23 protein-coding genes are annotated in these 23196 nt (G+C 36.2%); 9 read left to right on the top strand and 14 right to left on the bottom strand.

Annotation, left to right across the window (positions count from 1 at the left end; translation table 11 throughout):
• The first annotated feature begins 25 nt into the window (after positions 1 to 25).
• A complete protein-coding gene (gene coaD / locus IPI15_RS02110; RefSeq protein WP_287419041.1) occupies positions 26 to 496 on the top strand; it encodes a pantetheine-phosphate adenylyltransferase in 471 nt (156 codons plus the stop codon).
• A gap of 219 nt (positions 497 to 715) precedes the next feature.
• Entirely contained in the window at positions 716 to 2353 is a 1638-nt protein-coding gene (gene pruA, locus IPI15_RS02105) for an L-glutamate gamma-semialdehyde dehydrogenase (RefSeq protein ID WP_287419040.1), read from the top strand.
• Between the two features lie 745 nt (positions 2354 to 3098).
• On the opposite strand, the gene IPI15_RS02100 is transcribed toward pruA, so the two are convergent.
• The 4 genes from IPI15_RS02100 to bioB all read right to left on the bottom strand — a co-directional run bounded on the left by IPI15_RS02100 (position 3099) and on the right by bioB (position 6231).
• Complete coding sequence (locus tag IPI15_RS02100) at positions 3099 to 3482, bottom strand: hypothetical protein (RefSeq protein ID WP_287402948.1); 384 nt, start codon at positions 3480 to 3482, stop codon at positions 3099 to 3101.
• Between the two features lie 6 nt (positions 3483 to 3488).
• The gene (locus IPI15_RS02095; RefSeq protein WP_287402945.1) at positions 3489 to 3905 is read right to left on the bottom strand and encodes an EVE domain-containing protein; all 417 of its coding nucleotides are present in this window, start codon (positions 3903 to 3905) and stop codon (positions 3489 to 3491) included.
• Positions 3906 to 4198: 293 nt separating this feature from the next.
• The gene (gene tpiA, locus IPI15_RS02090) at positions 4199 to 4963 is read right to left on the bottom strand and encodes a triose-phosphate isomerase (protein WP_287419039.1); all 765 of its coding nucleotides are present in this window, start codon (positions 4961 to 4963) and stop codon (positions 4199 to 4201) included.
• A gap of 185 nt (positions 4964 to 5148) precedes the next feature.
• Positions 5149 to 6231: a biotin synthase BioB gene (gene bioB / locus IPI15_RS02085; protein WP_287419037.1), complete on the bottom strand. Its 1083-nt coding sequence runs from the start codon at positions 6229 to 6231 to the stop codon at positions 5149 to 5151.
• A gap of 188 nt (positions 6232 to 6419) precedes the next feature.
• Here bioB and IPI15_RS02080 point away from each other — a divergent pair, with 188 nt between their 5' ends.
• The 3 genes from IPI15_RS02080 to IPI15_RS02070 are packed head-to-tail and all read left to right on the top strand — an operon-like array spanning position 6420 to position 8887.
• A complete protein-coding gene (locus IPI15_RS02080) occupies positions 6420 to 6938 on the top strand; it encodes a hypothetical protein (RefSeq protein WP_287402938.1) in 519 nt (172 codons plus the stop codon).
• 5 nt (positions 6939 to 6943) lie between these two features.
• Positions 6944 to 7444 (top strand): hypothetical protein, encoded by a 501-nt coding sequence (locus IPI15_RS02075; protein ID WP_287402936.1) that lies wholly within the window; start codon positions 6944 to 6946, stop codon positions 7442 to 7444.
• Between the two features lie 30 nt (positions 7445 to 7474).
• Entirely contained in the window at positions 7475 to 8887 is a 1413-nt protein-coding gene (locus IPI15_RS02070; RefSeq protein ID WP_287402934.1) for an MBL fold metallo-hydrolase RNA specificity domain-containing protein, read from the top strand.
• A 799-nt stretch (positions 8888 to 9686) separates the two neighbouring features.
• Here IPI15_RS02070 and IPI15_RS02065 read toward each other — a convergent pair.
• From IPI15_RS02065 to IPI15_RS02020, 10 genes are all read right to left on the bottom strand, one after another.
• Positions 9687 to 9875 carry a hypothetical protein gene (locus IPI15_RS02065; protein ID WP_287419036.1) on the bottom strand — a complete coding sequence of 63 codons (189 nt, stop codon included), beginning with the start codon at positions 9873 to 9875 and terminating at the stop codon, positions 9687 to 9689.
• Between the two features lie 306 nt (positions 9876 to 10181).
• The gene (locus IPI15_RS02060) at positions 10182 to 10358 is read right to left on the bottom strand and encodes a hypothetical protein (RefSeq protein ID WP_287419034.1); all 177 of its coding nucleotides are present in this window, start codon (positions 10356 to 10358) and stop codon (positions 10182 to 10184) included.
• Positions 10359 to 10408: 50 nt separating this feature from the next.
• Positions 10409 to 10993 carry a hypothetical protein gene (locus IPI15_RS02055; RefSeq protein ID WP_287419032.1) on the bottom strand — a complete coding sequence of 195 codons (585 nt, stop codon included), beginning with the start codon at positions 10991 to 10993 and terminating at the stop codon, positions 10409 to 10411.
• A gap of 89 nt (positions 10994 to 11082) precedes the next feature.
• The gene (locus IPI15_RS02050; RefSeq protein ID WP_287402928.1) at positions 11083 to 11511 is read right to left on the bottom strand and encodes a QcrA and Rieske domain-containing protein; all 429 of its coding nucleotides are present in this window, start codon (positions 11509 to 11511) and stop codon (positions 11083 to 11085) included.
• A 630-nt stretch (positions 11512 to 12141) separates the two neighbouring features.
• Entirely contained in the window at positions 12142 to 13281 is a 1140-nt protein-coding gene (locus IPI15_RS02045; RefSeq protein WP_287419031.1) for an ABC transporter permease subunit, read from the bottom strand.
• Positions 13278 to 14570: an ABC transporter permease subunit gene (locus tag IPI15_RS02040; protein WP_287419029.1), complete on the bottom strand. Its 1293-nt coding sequence runs from the start codon at positions 14568 to 14570 to the stop codon at positions 13278 to 13280. The genes IPI15_RS02045 and IPI15_RS02040 overlap by 4 nt, the downstream gene beginning before the upstream one ends.
• A gap of 23 nt (positions 14571 to 14593) precedes the next feature.
• Positions 14594 to 16321 (bottom strand): ABC transporter substrate-binding protein, encoded by a 1728-nt coding sequence (locus tag IPI15_RS02035; RefSeq protein WP_287402924.1) that lies wholly within the window; start codon positions 16319 to 16321, stop codon positions 14594 to 14596.
• A gap of 427 nt (positions 16322 to 16748) precedes the next feature.
• The gene (locus IPI15_RS02030) at positions 16749 to 17396 is read right to left on the bottom strand and encodes a hypothetical protein (protein WP_287402923.1); all 648 of its coding nucleotides are present in this window, start codon (positions 17394 to 17396) and stop codon (positions 16749 to 16751) included.
• 175 nt (positions 17397 to 17571) lie between these two features.
• Positions 17572 to 18153 carry a YdeI/OmpD-associated family protein gene (locus IPI15_RS02025; protein WP_287419027.1) on the bottom strand — a complete coding sequence of 194 codons (582 nt, stop codon included), beginning with the start codon at positions 18151 to 18153 and terminating at the stop codon, positions 17572 to 17574.
• A gap of 278 nt (positions 18154 to 18431) precedes the next feature.
• The gene (locus tag IPI15_RS02020; RefSeq protein ID WP_287419025.1) at positions 18432 to 18998 is read right to left on the bottom strand and encodes a DUF4256 domain-containing protein; all 567 of its coding nucleotides are present in this window, start codon (positions 18996 to 18998) and stop codon (positions 18432 to 18434) included.
• Between the two features lie 294 nt (positions 18999 to 19292).
• Here IPI15_RS02020 and IPI15_RS02015 point away from each other — a divergent pair, with 294 nt between their 5' ends.
• Genes IPI15_RS02015 through trpC form a run of 4 tightly spaced genes read left to right on the top strand, consistent with a single transcriptional unit; the run spans position 19293 to position 23180 of the window.
• On the top strand, positions 19293 to 20705 hold the full coding sequence (locus IPI15_RS02015; RefSeq protein ID WP_287402917.1) for an anthranilate synthase component I family protein: 1413 nt from the start codon (positions 19293 to 19295) through the stop codon (positions 20703 to 20705).
• Between the two features lie 56 nt (positions 20706 to 20761).
• Positions 20762 to 21328 carry an anthranilate synthase component II gene (locus IPI15_RS02010; protein ID WP_287419023.1) on the top strand — a complete coding sequence of 189 codons (567 nt, stop codon included), beginning with the start codon at positions 20762 to 20764 and terminating at the stop codon, positions 21326 to 21328.
• Position 21329: 1 nt separating this feature from the next.
• On the top strand, positions 21330 to 22370 hold the full coding sequence (gene trpD / locus IPI15_RS02005) for an anthranilate phosphoribosyltransferase (RefSeq protein WP_287402915.1): 1041 nt from the start codon (positions 21330 to 21332) through the stop codon (positions 22368 to 22370).
• A 12-nt stretch (positions 22371 to 22382) separates the two neighbouring features.
• Complete coding sequence (trpC, locus tag IPI15_RS02000) at positions 22383 to 23180, top strand: indole-3-glycerol phosphate synthase TrpC (RefSeq protein ID WP_287402913.1); 798 nt, start codon at positions 22383 to 22385, stop codon at positions 23178 to 23180.
• Positions 23181 to 23196 lie beyond the last annotated feature (16 nt).

Raw genomic sequence — 23196 nt, 5'->3', positions numbered from 1 at the left:
GTCTTGTATAAATTATCAAAGTCTTATGAATATAGCTGTTTTCCCGGGATCTTTTGACCCCATAACCATTGGGCATTATGATCTTATCAAAAGAGCGTTGCCTCTTTTTGATAAGATTATTGTAGCAGTTGGAACGAATTCAACAAAGAGTTCTTTGTTTCCTCTCGAGGAAAGACTTGGCTGGTTAAAAATTGTGTTTAAGGATGAGCCGAAAATAAGCATTGATCATTTTGAAGGATTGACAGCACATTATTGTAATCATGTGCATGCTAATTTTCTGATCAGAGGATTAAGAAACTCTTCTGATTTTGATTATGAAAAAACCATTTCACAGGTTAATCAGATTATTAGTCATGGCATCGAGACCGTTTTCCTCATCAGTAATCCTCAATATAGTCACATAAGTTCTACTATCGTTAGGGAGGTTATTAAAGGCAATGGTAATGTTGAACCATTTTTACCTAAAGGAGTTGTGATATTAATGAGTAATGAGTAATGAACAATGAATAATGAATAATGAGAGTGGGCGCAACTACTTGGTCTGAAGTGAAGGCGATCATTAATGGGTAATGGGTAATGGGTAATGAATAACACTGCTCCCGGAGTCTCATTCTAATTTCTGATTTCTAATTTCTGATTCCTGACTTCATCAAACAGGTAGGTTTAACTAAGGAAAATATAATAATTAACAAATAACAATTAATAATAAAAAGACATGTCAAACAGCATTTTTAAAACACCAATACCTGTCAATGAAGTCGTGAGGAGCTATGCTCCAGGCAGTGCTGACAGAAAAGATCTCCAGGCGGCGATAGCTGAACTAAAATCCCAAACACATGATATTCCAATGTTTATAGGAGGAAAGGAAGTCCGTACTGGTGAGAAGGTTGAAATGCGTCCACCACATGAGACAAAACATCTACTAGGCCATTATCATAAGGGTGGCTCAGAGCATATCAACATGGCAATAGATGCGGCCTTGAAAGCAAAACCACAATGGTCAGCGCTATCTTGGGAGCATCGCGCTTCCATCTTCTTGAAAGCAGCAGAGTTGTTATCAGGCCCTTACAGAATGAAAATCAATGCTGCGACCATGCTTGGTCAGTCTAAAAACGCTTATCAGGCAGAGATCGACAGCGCGTGTGAGTTGATCGATTTTTTAAGATTCAATGCATACTATATGACAGAGATCTATAATGTGCAGCCGGAGTCATCCACAGGAATATGGAATAGATTGGAATGGAGACCTTTAGAAGGATTCGTTTTTGCCTTGACCCCTTTCAATTTTACAGCTATAGCTGGAAATTTGCCGTGCGCTCCTGCATTAATGGGCAATACTATAGTTTGGAAAGCATCAGAAACTCAGATATTTTCCGCGAACGTAATTATGGAAGTATTGCGGGAGGCTGGACTTCCGGACGGAGTAATTAATCTTGTTTTCGTATCAGGTGCTGTGGCAGGAGACATTATATTTAGCCATAAGGAATTTGCTGGATTACACTTTACAGGTGGCACAAATACCTTCAACACAATTTATCGCAAGATAGCAAGTCATTTGGATGATTATAGATCATATCCGCGTATCGTAGGTGAGACTGGTGGAAAAGATTTTGTCATGGTTCATTCATCTGCAAATGCAATACAAGTAGCTACAGCACTGTCACGCGGTGCTTTCGAATATCAGGGGCAGAAATGTTCAGCCGCATCCAGGGCATATATTCCACAATCTTTATGGCCTGATGTTTTGGAAAGAATGAAACAAGATCTTGCATCTATGAAGATGGGTTCCACTGAAGATTTTGGTAATTTTATCAATGCTGTGATAGATGCAAAAGCATTTAAATTCATCACTTCATATATTGAGGCAGCTAAAAATTCATCAGATGCAAAAGTAGTGATCGGAGGAGAATATGATGATTCAGATGGTTATTTCATAAGACCAACAGTCATCGAAACCACGAATCCAAAATACGACACACTATGTACTGAACTATTCGGACCAGTTTTAACAGTTTACGTATATCCTGATGATAAGTTTGAGGAAACGATGGAATTGCTTGATCAGACTTCTGAATATGCTTTGACTGGTTCGATATTTGCTAAAGACAGATATGTCATAGAGAAAGCAGTAAAAGCTCTTGAAAATTGTGCCGGCAACTTCTACATCAATGATAAGCCGACAGGTGCAGTCGTTGGCCAACAGCCATTTGGAGGGGCTCGAGGTTCAGGAACTAATGACAAAGCCGGTTCTGTATTAAATCTATACAGATGGGTCAGCGCAAGAACTATAAAGGAGACTTTCGTTACTCCTGTAGATTATAGATATCCTTTTTTAGGGGAAGAAAGCAAATAAAAAATATGAAGAGACCGGATTTATTCCGGTCTTTTTTTTTAGGTCACAAGTTAAAAACTTGAGCCAGCGGTAATAGCTTGTTAGAACCGCTGAATGTTCGAGAATTTGCGGAACCGTTCGGAACCGTTCCCAACGGTTGCGAACCGTTACACTCACATTCAACTGTTAATCAAATGCTTACAGGATACTCCATTCACAAATATACCTCCTTTTTACTTCCATTTTGCCAAAGTCGTTGGTGTGACTTGTTCTCGGACAGTCAATGATAGGCAAATATTATAACCGTTCGGAACCGTTCCCAACCGTTGCGAACCGTTATGTACATATTCAACTGTTAATCAAGTACATACAAGGTTCTTCGTTCGCAAATATACCTCCTTTTTACTGCCATTTTTTCAAAGTCATTGGTATGACTTGTTCTCGGACGCTCTTGGTTATGCTAATATTATAACCGTTGGGAACCGTTCCCAACCGTTGCGAACCGTTATGTCCATACTCAACTGTTAACCAAGTACTTACAATGTGCTTCGTTCGAATATTTAACTCCTTTTCAAGGCTATTTTTAAAAACCATTTGGGTTAAGTCGTGCCTGGGCTATAGATGATCGGTCATAATTGGAACCGTGCTCAACCGTTGCAAACCGTTATCCTACATTGGAGTAATAATATTTCAATAATAAGACGATACGTACGTATTAACTAACATTTTTTTGGGGGATTTATTTTTAGGAACGTCTAGATAAATTTCAAATTTCCTTAAGTAGATACATCAATGTTTCCACGGAATCCATATTCATTCTTAAGACAAGGGTATCTTTTGTTGATTTAATAATATGGACAGCTGTTTCTTTGATAGGTTTTATTGTAGTATCTGTAGTGATTAGTAGGCTGTCTTTTAAAAAATATGTTCCGGCTTGCATCTGGCCGATATTATTTAAATAATTATACCGAGAATTCTTCGAAAAGGTTAGTCTAACCGGACTTAAATCTACTGGAGAAATACTATCTCCTATGACAAGATTACCTGCCCTCCAAGTCCCTTGCAATACAATTTCTTCTTTAGGCAATTTCTTTTTGCAAGCTGCAAAAATACAAGTAAGACTTATAAAAATAAATAGCAAACCTTTCATACGTCATTAATCAGCTGGCGTTTCGGCCATTTCCATTATCTCATACCAATATACATCTGCTACAGGCATGACAGATAGTCTGGATATCCTGATGAGATCGAAACTTTTCATATGTTCCATTTCTTTTAATGTACTGTATAGAACTTTCTTCTTTAGTGGTTTTAAGAAGGCCAATTCCACAGCAACCCACTTGCCGGTTTCGTCAGTAGGATCAGGATATGCCTCTTTGGTAACCTTACAAAGGCCGACAATAGCTTTTTCTGTTAGGCTATGATAAAACAAGCAGATATCGCCTTTCTTCATGCCATTCAAATGAATTCTGGCAGCATAATTTCTGACCCCTGTCCATTCAGTAGTTTTATCGTTCTTCAAATCATCAAAGCTGAATTCTGCAGGTTCTGATTTTACGAGCCAATGATTCATATTTTAGTATTTATTTAAATTTCGGTAATCAAATTTTCCTTTTTTGAAGAAATAATTTAAATTTTAATAAAATGTTAGATGTTAGAAGCTTGTCCGCCGAACAAGGCGGGGTAGATTTTAGATGGCTTTCCATCAATCACATGGATATTTTTTCTATTAAACTTTTTAATGAAAAAATATGAATCAATTGACTAACCTCCATCTAACATCTAACATCAGTCATCTACCTTTGTTTCTTAACTGCCGAAACTTGAGTTATTTATTTATTTAAAAAAAATTTAATTAATAAGGCACTACCCTATTGATTCCATTGCTTTTATAATATCTAAAAAGTCATTTACTTTTAAGGAAGCCCCACCAACCAATCCACCATCTACATCATTTTGCCCAAAAATACTTAAAGCATTGCCTGCATTGACACTTCCACCATACAAAATAGAAATACTTTCAACCATTTCAGGTTCAAATTTCTCCTTTAGCACATCACGGATCAATAAATGCATTTCCTGCGCCTGCTCCGGTGATGCAGTTTGCCCTGTGCCTATAGCCCAAATTGGCTCGTATGCTATAATAGTTGAGTTCAGCTGTTGAGGAGTTAAAAGAAATAATACATTTCTAATTTGGTCACCTACATACTGCGCATGATTACCTGATGATCTTTCCCCCAAAGGTTCGCCGCAGCAAAAGATCGGTTTAAGACCATTTTCAAAAGACTGATTTAATTTTTCAAAGAGAATATTGTCGCCTTCGTTAAAGTACTCTCTCCTTTCAGAATGTCCAACCAAAACATACTCCATATCAATGGATGTAAGCATTTTTGCGGATACTTCTCCAGTATATGCCCCACCCTCTTTGGAACTTAGATTCTGTGCGCCTATACTAAAGTTGCTAGCATTTGCGATCACTTCTCTTACATTCTGTAAAAAGGGAAATGGTGGAAAAAATATTACAGTCGACTTTTCAGGGTTAACTCCTGAAGAAATTGCCTTAGCTAAATCTGTTGCTTCGGCGAGTATGGTATTCATTTTCCAGTTGCCTGCGATTATTTTTCTGCGCACTTTTACTAATTGTTAGTTGTTAGTTGTTAATTATAATATGGAGTTTCAGAGTATATAAATTTCTATGAAACCATTGATATTATTCAATTAGAAATTAGAAGTTAGAAATTAGAATGAAACTTCGATAATTTTGTCCAGCAGATAAAATCATGTATCCAGCTATTTGATGACATTTCAATTGTTTTTTATAATCCTTCCTGCTTCACTACTGTTTTTCTTTTGTACAGTTCATTGGCTTCTATCTTATGTTCTGGTCGCGACCAGCGAATTTTCTCTTCAGAGTTCTGTTCAACATCGAATAAGTGCTTTTCCTTCCTTCCTCCTTTGAATGGAGCCTTTGCCTTTAAACCCAAGGCATTCAGCATTTCGAGGTCTTCATGCGTATCTGGATTAGGTGTAGTCAACAATTTTTCACCAGCGAAAATAGAACCCGCTCCTGCCATGAAACATAGTGCCTGAGCCTCTTTAGACATTTCTGTTCTTCCTGCGGACAATCTTACGACTGATTGTGGTAGTACTATTCTTGTCGTTGCAACCATGCGGATCATATCCCAGCTATCAACCACCTGCTGATTTTCCAAAGGAGTACCTTCTACGGGCACCAGTGCATTGATAGGAACTGACTCAGGCTGAGGATCTAATAAGGCCAACGTGTACAACATACTGCATCGATCTTCTGCACTTTCTCCCATACCAATAATGCCTCCTGAACACAAAGTAATATTTGCCTTTCGAACATTATCCATAGTTTTAAGTCTATCCTGATATCCTCTGGTAGAAATAATTTCCTTGTAAAATTCTTCAGAACTGTCAAGGTTATGATTATATGCATAAAGTCCTGCATTTGAAAGCTTCTTAGCCTGAGTTTCAGTTACCATACCAAGAGTACAGCATACTTCCATTTCCATATCATTGACCATTGAAACAAGGCCCAACACATGGTCAAAATCTTTATCATCTTTTACATTCCTCCAAGCTGCACCCATACATAGGCGGGAAGAACCAATCTCTTTAGCCTTTGATGCTGCATCAAATACTTCTGCATGGGACATAAGGTTTTGGCTTTCCACACCAGTGTGATACCTTGCGGCTTGAGGGCAATAAGCGCAATCTTCAGGACATCCACCCGTTTTGATTGAGAGTAAGGTAGAGACTTGAACTTCTAATGGATCATGATTTTCTCTGTGCACCGTTGCGGCCCTATATACAAGATCCATTAAAGGTGTATTGTATATCTCAAGGATTTCTTTCGGAGTATATGCTGACATAGGTTAAGTTATTTTGAATGTCAAATGTACAAATTTAGTTGAAAATCGGCCATTCCCGAGATCTAAAGTGATTTAAGTATTATCCATGAAGGCATCATAAGCTTGAAATTCACTAAATTATGCACAAATTAATCTTTAAAATGAGGATTACTCTATGATAATTGTATATTTGATAATGACATCTAATAATGAATTTAAGAAGTTTTAGAATAATAAATATCATACTGGCATTGTTATTCATGATAGTGCACAATGGATTCAGCCAAATCATTCCTTCCGGAACCTGGGCGGTCGGAGCAGATGCTTCTCTTTATTTTACACTTAAATCTGCTGACCCGAGTGGCAGTATATATATCGCACCACTCGTCGAATATTACCCCATCAATAATTTAGGTATTGGATTTAAAGGTATAATAGATTACTCAAAGTTGACAAACAATGGTTTTACTGAGATCAGCACCAATCAAATTTTGCAGCCTTACTTGAAGTATTTTCTCTACAAAGGATTATCCATTTTTGCCGGCACTCAGTATGTACTTGAATTCAACTATCAGGTAAATATACATTGGGGACTTGGATATAGCCACTTTTTCAGTAAAAGGGTTGCTTTCACACCATTAATCGAATTTAACCATAATTTTTACCAATACGCACCCCGACCCTTTCATACAAATTTCTCCATCGGCGCAAGTTATTTCTTTAAATAAAGGCTATGAGGAAATTATTAATTATCGCATTATTCTTTTTGCCATTTGGAATTCATGCTCAGGTGAATAAAAAAAGTCATTTCATCCTAGGAACAGGCGTTGCATTCAGTGGCAACAATGATGCTTACAAATCGGGCTTTGCCTATGATGTTAGCATAAATCTTTCATTAGAATATAATTTTTTAGAAAAAACCTCTGTTGGATTGAAGGCAGGTTTGGAAAGCGGAAGAACAATTTCGGGAAAATCTACGTCGACATATAGTAGCGGAATATTTATCCGACAATATTTACTGGCAGGATTAAATATTCAGGCTGCCTATTTATTTAATAATTTAAATAGTAATCTTTTTCAAGGCATCGTTGGTTATAGTTTTTATGCCGGAAGCATTTTCATCATTGAACCATCTCTTGAATATGGCACATATTTGAAAAGTAAGGATAATGATGACTATATCGCCTTCGGTCTTGGATTTAGGTTTATCTTATCAAAAAAACAAGGTAATTAATCAATCTTTTTACTTTTAAAATGATTTAAAATGAAAATACATTTTTGCGGAGCAAACAGAGAGGTAACAGGTAGTTGCCATGTCGTTGAATTAGACAACGGCTTTACCTTTGCCATGGACGTTGGTTTGTATCAGGGACATGACGATGATATGAAAAAATTCAATGAGACATGGCTATATCCTCCTGCCAATGTAGATTGTGTCGTCTTGAGTCACGCACATATCGACCACATAGGTAGACTTCCAAAATTTCACAAAGATGGTTTTTCAGGAAATATCTTTTGTACACATGCCACACGCAGCCTTTCTGCCATCTTGTTGATGGATAGCGCCATGATACAAGAGAGGGAAGCGGAATATTCCAATAAAAAATGGCTAAAAAAAGGTATCAAATATCATACCCGCATCATGGAGCCTCTTTATGTTCCTGATGATGTTCCTCCTGTATTGGATCTAATGATCTCCTATGGTTATGACAAGTGGTTCAATATTCACGAAGATGTCCAAGTCAAATACATTGATGCCGGACACATCCTGGGAAGTGCGTCGGTAAATATTAAGATCCGTGAAAACGGAAAGGAAACCAAACTAGCATTTTCAGGAGATATTGGAAGACCAAACAGACCAATACTCAGAGATCCTGTTCCTATGGACCCAGCTGATATAATCCTTACAGAATCGACTTACGGAGATAGACTCCATGACTCAGCTCCGGAAGATAGCAATCAACTGCAAGCTATCATCCATGAAACATGCATCGTCAATAAAGGCAAACTCATCATTCCTGCCTTTAGTGTTGGCCGAACCCAGGAGATAATTTATATGATGGATCAAATGGCAAATGCCGGGAAGATTCATAATGTTAAAGTCTATGTAGACAGTCCTCTTGCTGTCAATGCTACTTCTATATATATAGCCCATACAGAATGCTATGATGCAGAGTTGATGAAGTATTTGTTAAAAGATGAAAATCCATTTGGGTTTAATGGATTGACCTATATTAAAAATGTAGACGAATCCAAGGCTTTAAATGAGTCAAATGAACCTTGTGTAATAATATCTGCATCAGGAATGGCAAATGCCGGCCGAGTCCAGCATCACATCATCAACAATGTTGAAAAACCCAATACTACAATTCTTATCGTTGGTTACTGTGCCCCAGGAACACCAGGCAGGATGTTGAGGGATGGAGTTTCTACGTTGACACTTCATGGTCAGACCAAAGTAGTTAATGCTCAAATAAAGGTGATGGACTCTTTTTCCGCGCATGGAGACAGGGATGAAATGACAGCATTCTTGATGAATCAGAAGGATAAATCCAAAAAGATCTTTCTCGTACACGGAGATGAGGATGCCATGATCTCATTCAAGGCACACCTGGAAAGTAATGGTTTCAGTAATATTGAGATGCCTAGACTTGGTGATAGTTTTGAATGGAGTTGAGGGGGAGAGGAAGTGAGAGGGTGAGAGAGTTAGAGGGTGATAAGGTGATCAGGTGATAAGGTGATAAGGTGATAAGGTGATAAGGTGATAAGGTGATAAGGTGATAAGGTGATAAGGTGATTGCAACAGCCCAGACATAGGTTTGTTTTATACGAAACGCAAATATAAACAAGACCAATTATATAATTTAATTTCTTATAAGTTACTCAAGTTTCGTCAGTTAAGAAACAAAGGTTGATAGCTGATGTTAGATGTTAGATGGGGTTTAGTCAATTGATTCGTATTTTTTCTTTAATAGGTTTATTAGAAAAAATATCCATGTGATTGATGGAAGGCCATCTAAAATCTACCCCGCCTTGTTCGGCGGGCAAGCTTCTAGCATCTAACATTTTATTAAAATTTAAAAAAAATCTTCAAAAAGAAAAATTTGACTACCGAAACTTAAGTAAGTTATGCAATTAATTAAGATCAAGCTTTAATGGCTCATCCATTATTTTGGCAGATTCCTCCCTTCAGTCGGAATGACAAAACATTAGTTTTGAGGGGGAAAAAAATGTGGCGGCTGTGCCGCCACATTTTTTACAACTATCCCATCGACTTAGCGTCTTTCCGAGCGAAGCGAGGAATCTTTATTCGCAAGGTCTTTTCTTTTTTGGTTAGGTTCAATTTTTCCATTCCGTATTACAGGTATCGTGTAAAAAAATTATTCAAAGAAAAGGAATAAAGATGCTCACTAAAAATAATGCAACAAGGACGGAAGCGATTAATATAAGTTTTTAATAATAGAGAAAATTAATCATTAATATTTGACAAAATTGATTCTATCAACATTATAATCCTTTTCTTTATTTGCAATACTTTTTAATTCTTTTAATAAAAGATTTTCATCAATATTTACACTTAACAAAGTCAAGTTGAGTGAATTGCCGTCACTTTTATTTATTCTAAAAACTACTGCCTTAAATTCGATTATTTCGCCATCATTCATATTTACTTGATAATCATATGATGGACTATAATCAATAATTATTCCATCATAGCCTAAGTAACTGATACTTAATTTAGCAATATTTTTATCCTTATCAATGTTAGCTACTCCATCTTCAGAAGTAACGGTTCCTCCTATAATTTTTGAATCGAGTTTGAGGTAACGAATCGTAGCACCTATAATTGGATTACCAATTATATCAGAAACAATAATACAGGAAACATCCTGATTATCAATTTTTTGAAAACTAGATTTGGGTCCATTGAATTCACCTGTATGTATAATAAGGAAATTTTCAATTACTTCTTAGCTGCCAATACCCTTATAATTTATGATTAGGCCTCCACTTCCATGAATACTAAAATTTAAGGAATCTCCTTTAAATTCAAGAAATTGATTGTTATTAATGTACCTACCTTCAATAATTTGGGCAAAAGAGTTTTGAACGACTAAAAAATAAAATACAGCAATTAAATACTTCATAAAATTCAATTTTAATAGCTGATTTTAACCTAACATTTGATCCTAATTTTTTAATTTGGACCTGTATGTTTCCATATTTGAATCACCTCATCTATTTCCCAAAAGGTGAAATATTTTTTTATTAAACCGCATTGTCTTAGATATGCCATTGAATCACCAAATCGCAATATATTTCTAAAGGTTATTTTTTTCTTAGTTAAAGCAAGTCTTATTTCTTTTACTCGTTTTAATTCCTCCGCTTTAATCAAGTTATTAAGAAATTCTATTTCTTTGGCTGAATAACGACTTTCTAAATATTTCCCTTCAATAACTGCATCCCAATTTATTCTGATCTCAATAGCCTCATGCACATTGTAGAACCACCCTTTTTTTAATGCGAATCGCAAAGGTTCTTTTCTTAAAAATTTTAAACCTTCATGTTCAAGTGCTTGCCAGAAGAGTTCGCATTCAACACTTACAGACTCATTCCAGATAATGAAGTAGGTGCTTATTGTGCTATTTAAAGATACTGCCTTTAAGTTTGAACCCGAGGCGTAATTAATATTTGTTTGTGAGTATTCAAAGTGATTTACTTTTCTTGCTTCTGTCCAATCACTATTTTTAACTATCAAGTCACCTATTTCAATGGCTCTCAAAAATTCATCTCGCCTTTTAATTAATTGAGTTCTCAATAATTATTCCTTTGTTTTCGTATTTATAAATCACCAATTATCTCTAGATGATATTACAATATTTCGACGAAGATAGAAGTTGCGTCAGCGCTTGTATTATATCTAACAAGTGGCTTTTTAGCAGGACCTTCAGTAACTTGACCGTTTGTATCAAATATACTTCCATGGCACGGGCATGTCAATTGTGTAGCTTCTGCTTTTAATCCGCAACCCTTGTGCGTACATTCCATGTGCAGTGCCAGATAATCATTGCCTTCGCGATGAATGTAAATTGGGTACTCGTTGGTTGGATGCTGAACAACTATGTAGGAAGTATTGGCCGGGAAATCAGTTTTAATGACCTTAACCCTGTTTCCTTCAAATGCACTTTTGGTATATAAAGATGCCGGAGCTTTGCAGCCTATGGAAGAAATAATGGAACCTGCTGCGATGCCTGCAATGCTCATCATACCTACTTTTTCGATAAATTCTCTACGATCCATAAGTCAATTTTTTTTGATTATTTAATTTATAAAGATAAATGATATTTTCGTTAGAGTTGACTAATAATGATATTTAGATTCAATATAATTAGATAAAGTTTCGGAGGAAATAAATTTCTATATACATTTAGATATCACTCAACTTAAAGTTAGAAATAAGAAATTAGTTAACCAGTAATGCTTTGGTTCCAAAATCAAAAGGATAAAGCTCGAAAGTTTATTCTTTACTTTTTGTCTTGACACAAAAAGTAACAAAAAAGTCAAGGCTAGACACCCCGCCTTCGGCACCCCTCTACCAGAGGGGAAGCAAAATTTTTAACGCTCACTCACTTCGAAAATACTCAATAAATTACGCTTAACCCTATAAGGCTCCGTACCTCCGTTGTATAGGGCTAAGCTATTTATTGGGATTTTCTCCATTCATTCACTAAATTTTATAAGGCCACAGCTACACCGTTCAGTCATTTTCTTAATACAAATATTATACTTCATTGTGAAATTACCTTCCTTTAACAACAATTAATATTAAAAACTTATAATTTTGTATTCAATTGATTATCATAATTATAAAATTAGTTTTATAGAATTCTTCTATAAAAAGTTTTAGACATAAGAAATAATTAATTTAGCTTATTTAGCTTGCACTTTTTGAAATGCTTTAGCTATTTTTTGGTAAACAAGTGAAAGCAATACAAGTCCGAGGATTGGAAAGAAACTCACCCACCACATATCCAGATTCGTTAATCCAAGCCTGATCATCGAGCCCCAGGTGATATAATCTCCTGTTGGTCCAATTCCAAGAAATGCAAGAGCACTTTCCGACAATACTGCCCTGGATGCAGAAAGTACCATAAAAACCGCCGTTCCGGGTATCATCAATGGGATCAAGTGTTGAAATACAATCCTCATGGATGAAAGTCCCATTGACTTTGCCTGATCGATATGCTGCTTATGAACGAATTGATGAGCAAGACTTTGGAGGTAGTAGGATCCATATGGAACCCGAAGAATGATTAATATGAATATCAGACCTGTCAAGCTCATTCGTTCAAATAATAATGCAAAAAGCATCAAAAATATTAAATCAGGAATAGGTTGAAAAAATTCTAAAAACCGTCTGTTAAATGATGAAATCGGAATAGTAACGTTTACATTATTCGATTTTATAGGTAATTTCAAAATTAAAATGACAGCTCCTAATAGAATTAATGTGAACATAATAAAGGGAATAATTGAATATATTCCCAACAGATACCATGCTGACAGAAATACGAATTTCACAAGGCAAATAACCAAAATAAAACGTCTTAATTTGGTAGTTTTTTTGGGATACCGCCTATAATAAGCTCCCATAGCACCCGCTAAAACAGTGATTAATCCACTCAATATGCCCACACTCAAGGATATTATCAAAGCTAACTCAAATCCTCCAATAAATCCTGCCAAAACATCGCGCCCCAATTTATCTGTTCCAAGCCAATGTCTAACACCATGCTGATCAGCATTAGAAAAAGGCTTAAGTGGATGATTGCCCGTTAAATCAGTCTGGTAGGCTGAAATTTGGATTAATGGACGCAGAGCAAATTGATATTCAGGCTCTACCGCTAAAGGTTTTTTATAAAAATTAAATAGTCCTATTTTCAATGAACTGTTTGATATAGAGATCAATGGCTCTGAATTGATAACCATTTTAACAACTATATAGAATATCAGTATGAATATAAGCCATCCATATTGTTTGTATTTTCTTCCCTGACTCAACTTCTTCACGCGCGCTCCTTTAGTCTGGGATCGACAATCCTCGTGAAAAAAATACCAATCTTATTGAAAACAATACTTACAATAACAATAAATCCAACGATCAATAGAAGTGAACTAAGGTCTCTATTCATGACACATTGCAATGTTAATCTGCCGATACCTCCAATTGCAAAAATGTTTTCAATTAAGACCAAGCCACTCAAAAGCGCAGGAAGCAACATGGCGAAATAAATGACCATTGGAATTGCAACATTACGCAGAATGTGTCTTTTATAAATCTTACGTTCAGAAAGACCTTTCGATCTTAACGTCGTAATATATGGATTTGTCATCTCGCTATTCATTCCTCCTATCCATCGCAAGGCTATACCGGCACTCAATGGAATGGCAATAATTATGGCAGGTAATATCATATAAGCACTTTGATTGACTAACAAACTCAAAAAAGAACTATCTGAGCTTAACATCAAAAATGCTCCGGGACCGGGAAATAAGTTTAAAAGCGGACTATAATAAGATGAAGTTAAAAACTGGACTGCTAAAATTGCTAGGCAAAATACCGGAAAAACATAAAAAAGCTGAAGTTTGAAATTGATTATCTTTTGCCACATTCCGGAGCAATTCATATAAATTAAAGCAATTAATGTTCCTCCTATTACCGAAAATAAAAAAGCAAATAAACTAAGGATGGCTGAGAGTTTTAATGCAGGTCTAAAGACCGATAAGCGTTCTCCATCAAAGGTATTGAACATAGTTTGATGAAACTCATTTTTCTTGCCCCAATAATGAATCTCCGGAAACCAATCCGAAAATTTTAATGGCCGAACTTTACTGACCAACTGAAGCATTTGTGCTCCCAACTGTTTTACACCATCATTAGTCGGACTTATTAATTCACTAACCCTTTGTTTTACAACATTTAAATCATCAATATACCTTAACGATTCATTACTTCCCTGACCATCAATATTACTTAATCGGGTGACATAATCCTGCCACTTCATCCAATCCTCATATGACATTCCATTACGCATGAGAGCTATCCCGGTCTTTTTAAGTTGAGAAGGAGCTATCAGTGACAATCTTGCATCATACCAGGATGGAGACAAAGAAAAATAAAAAGCGGGTTGTTGAGTTTTGAATAATACGCTGGAGGAAGTAGTAACTTCAATTATCTCCTCCTTTCTTACGACTATCGAGAGAAAGTAAAGAGTGAGTATAGTTAAAGTTACCTTTAGCACTACCTTTAAGAATGACAGCAGTGCTTTGAGACTATACCTGATGAGACCAGCTTTCACGTTCAATATATTTGGTCAGGTATTCAATGCATTGTATTTTCAAAATATCCTGGCCTTTTAACTGAAAACACAGGATTCAAATCCTTTCGAACTATGATCCTGTTTTTAGGAGTAAAAAGAAATATTACAGGATAATGCGAAATAATAGCTCTCTGAAAATTTTGGTAAAGTGTAGTTCGCTCCTTATTTGATTTTACAGTTCTAATTGACTCCGTAATTCTATCCACAAGTGGATTTGAAAAATTACAATAATTACTCCCTTTACCAAATGCGTTAGCTGAATTCCATGCGAGATAAGGATCATCCAATCCTGGAAATTGTTTTACAGCGAGATTGGCCATATCATAATTACCAGATTTTATGCGCTCAAGAATCTTCGGAAAATCCATTACTTCTAACTTAATTTCGATGCCTATTTTTCGAGCTTCTTCACTAAATAATCCGGCGATGTCTTTTCCAAGTTGCTTTCCTGTGGTCAGCAGGGAGAAAGACATTCTATAGGTCTTGCCATCTTTCACAAATTGTCTTATGCCGTCTTTTCCTTTTTTTGAATAACCATTTTGATCCAGAATAGCAGCAGACATTTCAGGATTATATACAACAGGTTTTAAATTATTTACTGCATATGGTTTTTGTGAAAGTATTGGACTAAATACCTTAGTGGCCTCCCCCCCCATAAGAGATTGAATCAACTGATCTACATTTACTAATTGGGCCAGCGCTTTTCTAACATTGACATCCTGGAGAATAATTCCATTATTGTTCATACCAATATATAAATACTGAAGCACATCCGGAGTTGCTATTTCATAATGACTTGCAAGATTTGGATCATTTTTGATCTGATCCACGCTTTCTTCAGGTACATCTGATAAGATATCAATTTGTCCTGCCTTTAGCGCCGCCATGGCAGTAGATTCTTCAGGTAAGATCAGGTAATTGATTGTCTTAGGGAATGCTTGCAGTTCAGTTCGTTTTTTCCCTTCCTTATCTCCCCAATAGTTTTTATTTTTAATCAAAGTCAAGCGCTGTCCCGGCATCCATTCTGAGATACTATAAGCTCCGCAGCCAATGATATTTTTGAAATCTTTATTTTGTACAAGTGCATTTTCTGCGATTGTCTTAAATATCGTTGAATCTGCTGTTGTCTTGAGAGAATCACCATGCTCCACAAGAGAGGAATAATCATAATTGCTCATACTATTTTTGGAGTCGAATATATGTGCAGGCAAAATAGGTAGGTTTGTAAAAGCCTCAAGATCAAGATGATACTTGCCATTGAAAACTATCTTGAAAGACTTTCCTGCAGGGTCTGCTGAAGATAAAGACACAATATTTTTAACGGTTGATTCGATAGAACCAAATTCTGAATAAGGGTTAGCGATCAGTTTCAAGGTAAATAAAACATCGTTGGCTGTAACTGGTTTTCCATCACTCCATATTGCATCCTTAAGGATCCTCATATCATAAGTCTCGCCTAAGGTATCAATGCGCGGTTCAGGTATCTCCTCTAACAATACAGGCTCCAAAACGAGTGTTTCGGGATTAAAATCTGCCAAAGGCAAATATACCTTTGAACTAATTTGTCCCGCCACTGCAGTTTTAGAAGTGAGCGGAAATAAACCATCAGGGCCTTCATTAATCCTAACATTTATAATGTCAATAGAAGTTTTGGTGTCACTTTTACAACCAACTGAAAACATTAGCAGGGCAACAGAAATAGTATAATAAAATGCTTTAATAAACTGCATAGAAATTAGATTAACATATGGTGAAGATAATAAATAGAAATCATACGAGAAGAAGATGTTGATCAGTGGTCAGGAATCAGGGCTCAGTGGTCTGTAATCAGTGGTCAGTGATCAGTAATCAGTAATCAGTAATCAGTAATCAGTAATCAGTAATCAGTAATCAGTAATCAGTAATCAGTAATCAGTAATCAGTAATCAGTAATCAGTAATCAGTAATCAAAAAGTCAAGCATAGCCAATTGAGTTCCTTCTGTGAGATAATTCTAACTTTTTATAGTCCTTATTTTGAAAAACTAACCTCATTTTCGCAACGGAGCTATCAACCATCACTATATTCCATAAGCCATAGAAATAGGCTTTAAGTTATGAAGTAGATCGAACAGTAACGCCCTTTCTCATCTTCATTTTCAATTTTCAATTTTTTTTACCTACTTAACGCCCAACCCAATTAAATAAAATGACAAAATTTTCACAAGATCATTTATTTCAGGTGTGGAGGGGCCATATAGATCGAGGATTCTTTGTGGCAAACTATTAGATTCTATATTAAGTTTGACTTCAGCCTCTGGAGAATTTTTCACTCGGATAAGATAGGAAGTATCATTTTTTAAAGTATAGCTGGCGAGTGCCTCTTTATCATTTGGACTAATGAGTTGACCATCACCTTTGATAGTGCCGAATGGTTTTTTATTGACAAAAATATCTACATGGTCCTTTTTGAGGATGTAGACATATTGCTCTTTTTGTGTAGCAACACCAATGACACCAGTTTTTAATTCGTTGGTATGAAAGATTGATTTGAAAGCGATAAATGGTTCATGATAAATAGAAAGTAATATCCCTTCAGTCGGTTGACTAAAAAAGGAACGATTCTTTTCCCTTTGTTTATTGCCGGAAAGTAATTCCAATTCATCATCACCGAAATCTACAAGATATGGCTGCTGGCTTAATAAATAATCTTGCACCAAGCCAGAATTTTTCTGATATCTTTTACCCTCAGGTTGAAATGTGAAATATCCCTTCGAGTAAACTGAATATCCCAAAAAGGCAATAAGACCGAGAACGAGAATAGACATAGTCAAGTATTTTTATAAGGCAAATATATATAATTTGAAAGAATGTCGGAAAATGAAAGATTTTTTAGAGGGCCAAATAAGCAGATTATAATCTTAATAGTATGGCAGATATTTGAGAAATCTTTCAAAAACCATCCAAATTAAATTTTAAAATTTCGCTTTAGGATTTCTCCCTTCAATACTCATTATAACCCTTACCCTCAAAGATTTTCTTTTTACTTTTTTCTATTCTAGATATGCGGGTTGAGGATTGCTTAGCTGAAGCAAAATAAAAAATCCAAGAGCGCTGACGACCGGGAGTCAAGGCCTTAAAAGCCTTGTCGAATAACAGATCTTTTTCAAATTCTTCAGTCAACTCCTTTGTAAATTCAGGCTTGCTTTTTTCAATTTTTTCTTCTTTTTTTCCTGAATTTTCAACTTCTATCGCCTCACGAATTATTGATGAGAGCTTATTTACTGAATCATAAATATCTTGAACCTCTGTGAAACGAGCTTGCCTTCCAACTCTAGTATTTTCACTAGTTTTAACAAGAATATTGTCTTTATCTTTTAGCAAATACCCTTTCATAAACAACAGTGCACAATAATCTTTAAATGGCTGAATCACTGCGATATTTTTACCGGCCAACGTGTAGCATGGCTTGCTCCATTTAACTTCCTCCTCCAAACCACAATCAAGCAGAATAGACCTCAATGCCTCCATTTCTGCGCGCCATTGTTTAGACTCGCTTATAAAAATACTTACTTTGGAATTCATTTCAATTAAATTACTCAAATTTCGATGATCAAATTAGCCTAAATTTAAGGAAAATTAGAATCTTAATAAAATGTTAGATGCTAGAAGCTTGTCCGCCGAACAAGGCGGGGTAGATTTTAGCTGGCTTTTCATCAATTAATGGGAATTTTTATCTTATAAATCAAATAAGAGGAAAAATATTAATCAATTAACTAATTACCATCTACCTTCTAACATCAGCCATCTACCATCGTTTATCAACTGCCGAAACATGAATTAAATTAAATTCATATTCTAAATTAAACCTTCAAAACTCCACGAAAGCCTCTGACAGTATAATAGGATTCTGCCCCATTGTGGTAGGTGAATACTGTATCGTATCGCCGATCACAAAATAATGCTCCACCCAGTCTTCTGATTTCAGGCGGAGTCACTACCCAACTTGAAGTCTTCAATTCGAAACTCCCAAACTCTTGCAGTGATCTATATTGGGCCTCTGTCAACAAATCAACACCCATTGCTGCCGCCATGTCCAAAGCACTATCTCTTGGTTTATTTTCTTTTCTGGAATCAAGCGCCTTCCTGTCATAACAAATGCTTCTTCTATCTTTAGGGCTTTCCGGCGAACAGTCAAAGAAAATATATTCATGAGAAGTTTCATCCATTCCAACCACATCCGGTTCTCCACCTGTTAGTTCCATCTCATGCAGTGACCAAAGTTTTGATGGCTTTGTTTCCAATTTTGCTTGAACATCTGCCCAATTAATTCCCTTATGACGATCTATGTTTTTTTCAAAACGGCTTTGCAGCACTTTAAGTATATCTCGCTTTTGATCGTTGCTTAATTCCCTGCTAACTTTGTCCATTTATATATTTATTAATTAAAATTAATCATTTATTTGGCTTTAGAAACTTAAATAAGTGCTTTAAAAATTCAAAGATTTATTTTTTTACCATAATTTAAATTAAAAACTATCTTTACCACGAAATTGAGTCTAATGAAACATTCTATTCTTCTAAATATATGGTGGCGTCCAACCTGGCAAGGCATGGACAGCGATTTATATTGAAAGAATCATAGAAAGTTAAAATAATATTAAACCGACTGCTGTACATGCCAGTCGGTTTTTTTTATGCCTATTCCACTCTAAAATATTAAAATGTCAAATACTATATACCACTTTGAAAAGAAAATCCTTTCTGACGCCCACACTCCTGTGAGTGTGTATCTCAAGATGCGCGATCTGTACCCTAGCTGCATTCTGCTGGAAAGCTCAGATTATTATGGCAATGAAAAAAACTACTCTTATATCTGTTTCCAACCCTTATGTGGCATAAGTGTGCAAAATGGAGAGATCGTTTATCTGAATGAGGAATTACCATATTCTGAAAAGCAGACCACTCCCAATGCTGAGGTCCTGGAAGAGGTCAATCAGTACTTAACATCATTTCATTTCATCAAAGCACAAAGACCTGCCACCCAAGGTCGCTTCTTTGGTCACTTTAATTATGATGCAGTTCAGTATTTCGATTCTATGACGCTTACGGCTGCAGATGATAAAATAGATATTCCCGACATCAGACTATACGCATATAAGTTTGTAATCGTATTTGATCATTATCATCATGCTATTTATTTGACGCAACATAATTTTTCTGAAGCAGCTGAAGACGAATTGATACATATAGAGTCATCACTCAGGATCAATTATTTTAATAATTTCAGATTCAAAGTTTCCGGGGAGGAACGAACCAGTTGCAATGACCAGGAATATATGGACATAGTAAATCTAGGCATAGATCATTGTCGCAGGGGCGATACCTTCCAGATTGTCTTATCAAGAGCATTTGAAATTGATTTTAAAGGAGATGATTTTAATGTTTACAGGGCTTTGAGAATGGTCAATCCTTCACCTTATCTATTTTATTTTGACTACGGCGATTACAGGTTGTTTGGGTCCTCCCCTGAGGCACAAATTAAGGTCAATGAAGGAAGAGCCATTATTCATCCTATAGCTGGTACAGCTAGTAGAACCGGTGTTCCAGAAGAAGATAATGCTGCACTCATTGCTTTGAAAAATGATGCAAAGGAAAATGCAGAACATGTGATGCTGGTAGATCTGGCGCGCAATGATCTAAGTAAATCTTTCAAGGAGGTGAGCGTATCTTACTATAAAAATATTCAAGAATTCTCTCATGTCATCCATATGGTTTCTGAAGTGGTTGGTGAAAAAATGACGCATGATAATTCGTTAAAAGTACTCGCTGAAACATTTCCAGCCGGAACACTCTCAGGAGCACCAAAATATAAAGCAATTCAACTCATAGATAAATTAGAACATTCAGACCGTTCTTTTTATGGAGGTTGCGTTGGTTATATTCAGCCGCAAGGAGAAACAAATCAAGCTATCATGATCAGATCATTCCTTAGCAAAGGGCATACATTGCACTACAGGGCTGGAGCCGGCATCACCGTTAATTCAATACCTTTGAATGAATTAAATGAAGTCAGTCATAAGTTGCGCGGACTGAGGACAGCTATTCAATTAGCTCAGGAAACATCAACCAACTAGCTATGTCACAACTAACAAATAGTGCATTAAATGCAACTAACATAAAAACGAATAAAATGAACATAGTCATTATTGATAATTATGACAGCTTTACCTACAATCTCGCTTCACTCGTTGAGGTCGTCGCAGGATGTAAACCTGTCGTCTTGCGCAATGATCAGTTTGAAATAGGCGACCTTGACCAATTTGATAAGATCGTACTTTCTCCAGGTCCGGGAATCCCGGAAGAAGCAGGACTTTTACTTGATGTAATAAAGCATTATGCCTCTTCCAAAAGCATATTAGGGGTTTGTCTCGGACATCAAGCTATAGGGGAAGCATTTGGCGGAAAATTAATTAATATTTCAAAGGTGTTTCACGGCATTGCCACACCGATAGAACATAAAGGTACAGATGATTTATTTGAAGGTCTGCCATCGCGATTCGAAGTAGGTAGATACCATTCCTGGATCATAGATCCTGAAAGTTTGCCTGTCGACCTTAGCGTCACTGCCGTTGATGATGAAGGGCTCATCATGGCCATCAGTCATAACTCATTAGATATAAAAGGCGTACAATTTCATCCTGAAAGCATTCTGACACCAGATGGAAAAAAAATAATTCAAAACTGGATAAAAATATAACATGGTACAAACAACGACATATACAGAAGGTGTCTTACCACATTTCATGAAAAAGATCCTTAACAGACTAGCCAATTATGACAGTCTTTCGCATGATGAAGCTTATGATACACTGCAGGGCATCACTAATGGACTCATCAATGAGGCGCAAACAATAGCTTTTATCTCCGCATTCGTAATGCGCAGGATAACTTTTGATGAGTTGAAAGGATTTAGAGAAGCATTATTGGATCAATGTCTCAAGATAAAACTAGATGGCCAGGAGGCTGCACTCGACATCGTGGGGACAGGAGGAGATGGCAAAAACACCTTTAATATTTCAACCTTGACTTCCATCGTATTAGCAGCTTCGGGGCAAAAGGTAATAAAACATGGAAATTATGGCTCGACGTCTATAAGTGGTTCCTCCAATGTACTAGAATCATTTGGCTATAAATTTTCTAATCAGCAGGATGTTCTACAACGACAGTTAGATGAGGCTAATATTTGTTTTCTTCATGCTCCCCTCTTCCACCCTGCGATGAAAAATGTTGCAACTATCAGAAAAAACCTAGGAATAAGAACATTTTTCAATCTATTAGGGCCATTGACTAATCCTGTTCAGCCAGGTTACCAGGTTCTCGGCACGAATTCGCTGAGTATCGCCAGGATGTATCACTATTTGCTTCAGGATACAAAAAAAGATTACCTCATATTGCACAACATAGATGGATATGATGAGATCTCTTTGACAGCAGAATGCAAGATTTATAGCAATAAAGAAGAAAAACTCCTTAACCCAAGATCTTTCGGCTTTAATAAAATAAAACCGGAAGAAATATCTGGCGGAGAAACTGCTAACTCGGCTTCGCGTATCTTTATGGAAGTTTTGGAAAACAATGCTACAGCGGCACAGATTAATGTAGTTATTGCTAATAGCGCCATTGCAATGCAATTAATTAATCATAAACTTTCTCTGTCTGACGCTGTAGAACTAAGCAGAGAATTAATTGAAAATGGTGCAGCACTTAATACCTTCAAAAAAATTATCAGTAATACTTAATATAGAAAAAAGATGGTAAATCAATTAAATACGATCGTTGAGTCGAAAATTAAAGAAGTAAAAGAAAAAGAATTACATACACCAATGGACATTCTTGAGCAATTAGCCATGCAATCAGCTCCTGTAGTTTCAATGGTAAATTCACTTCAAGACCCATTAAAGACATCAATTATAGCAGAATTTAAAAGGAAGTCCCCTTCAAAGGGATTTCTGAATGAATTCGCGGATGTACTTGATATCATTCCCAAATATGCTTTGGCCCAGGCAAGCGGGATTAGCATTCTGACCGATGAAGAATTTTTCGGCGGTTCTGTAGAAGATCTTTTTTCAGCCAAAGTAGTTAATCCATTATGCCCTATGTTACGTAAGGATTTTATCATTGATCCTTATCAGATCATAGAGGCTAGAGCTATCGGTGCTGATGTCATCCTTTTGATCGCTTCAATTCTGGATAAAGATGAAATAATTTCCTTTACTGAATTGGCCCATGCATTGGATATGGAAGTAATTTTGGAAATACATGATCAGTTAGAATTAAATAAATATCATGAATCGGTGGACATCATTGGCATTAATAACAGGGATCTTAAAACATTCAAAACGGACTTGAATACTTCATTGGAATTAATAAAGCTGCTTCCGAAACATAAACCATGTATTTCAGAGAGTGGAATTAGAAATGTACAGGATGCCAGAATGCTGCTTGATGCGGGTTTTACGGGACTCTTGATCGGGGAGTTGTTTATGAGTGAACCGGATCCCGGGCTAGCTTTTTCCAGCTTTGTACAACAGCTGCACCAACAAAATTAAAATTTAAAAATGAGGA

This window comes from Candidatus Brachybacter algidus, from assembly GCF_016707225.1.
GTDB lineage: Bacteria > Bacteroidota > Bacteroidia > Chitinophagales > Saprospiraceae > Parvibacillus > Parvibacillus algidus.
The sequence above is the reverse complement of the archived record's forward strand: the minus strand, read 5'-3'. Positions and strand labels throughout refer to the sequence as shown.

Coding starts and splice junctions, on each gene's coding strand:
- IPI15_RS02035 (WP_287402924.1), bottom strand. CDS start 16,321: ATGCAGTTTATTAAAGCATTTTATTATACTATTTCTGTTGCCCTGCTA.
- IPI15_RS02080 (WP_287402938.1), top strand. CDS start 6,420: ATGAATTTAAGAAGTTTTAGAATAATAAATATCATACTGGCATTGTTA.
- IPI15_RS02075 (WP_287402936.1), top strand. CDS start 6,944: ATGAGGAAATTATTAATTATCGCATTATTCTTTTTGCCATTTGGAATT.
- IPI15_RS02095 (WP_287402945.1), bottom strand. CDS start 3,905: ATGAATCATTGGCTCGTAAAATCAGAACCTGCAGAATTCAGCTTTGAT.
- IPI15_RS02050 (WP_287402928.1), bottom strand. CDS start 11,511: ATGGATCGTAGAGAATTTATCGAAAAAGTAGGTATGATGAGCATTGCA.
- coaD (WP_287419041.1), top strand. CDS start 26: ATGAATATAGCTGTTTTCCCGGGATCTTTTGACCCCATAACCATTGGG.
- trpD (WP_287402915.1), top strand. CDS start 21,330: ATGGTACAAACAACGACATATACAGAAGGTGTCTTACCACATTTCATG.
- IPI15_RS02015 (WP_287402917.1), top strand. CDS start 19,293: ATGTCAAATACTATATACCACTTTGAAAAGAAAATCCTTTCTGACGCC.
- IPI15_RS02060 (WP_287419034.1), bottom strand. CDS start 10,358: ATGAAGTATTTAATTGCTGTATTTTATTTTTTAGTCGTTCAAAACTCT.
- trpC (WP_287402913.1), top strand. CDS start 22,383: ATGGTAAATCAATTAAATACGATCGTTGAGTCGAAAATTAAAGAAGTA.
- IPI15_RS02020 (WP_287419025.1), bottom strand. CDS start 18,998: ATGGACAAAGTTAGCAGGGAATTAAGCAACGATCAAAAGCGAGATATA.
- IPI15_RS02010 (WP_287419023.1), top strand. CDS start 20,762: ATGAACATAGTCATTATTGATAATTATGACAGCTTTACCTACAATCTC.
- IPI15_RS02070 (WP_287402934.1), top strand. CDS start 7,475: ATGAAAATACATTTTTGCGGAGCAAACAGAGAGGTAACAGGTAGTTGC.
- IPI15_RS02030 (WP_287402923.1), bottom strand. CDS start 17,396: ATGTCTATTCTCGTTCTCGGTCTTATTGCCTTTTTGGGATATTCAGTT.
- IPI15_RS02025 (WP_287419027.1), bottom strand. CDS start 18,153: ATGAATTCCAAAGTAAGTATTTTTATAAGCGAGTCTAAACAATGGCGC.
- IPI15_RS02065 (WP_287419036.1), bottom strand. CDS start 9,875: ATGAATGATGGCGAAATAATCGAATTTAAGGCAGTAGTTTTTAGAATA.
- pruA (WP_287419040.1), top strand. CDS start 716: ATGTCAAACAGCATTTTTAAAACACCAATACCTGTCAATGAAGTCGTG.
- IPI15_RS02100 (WP_287402948.1), bottom strand. CDS start 3,482: ATGAAAGGTTTGCTATTTATTTTTATAAGTCTTACTTGTATTTTTGCA.
- bioB (WP_287419037.1), bottom strand. CDS start 6,231: ATGTCAGCATATACTCCGAAAGAAATCCTTGAGATATACAATACACCT.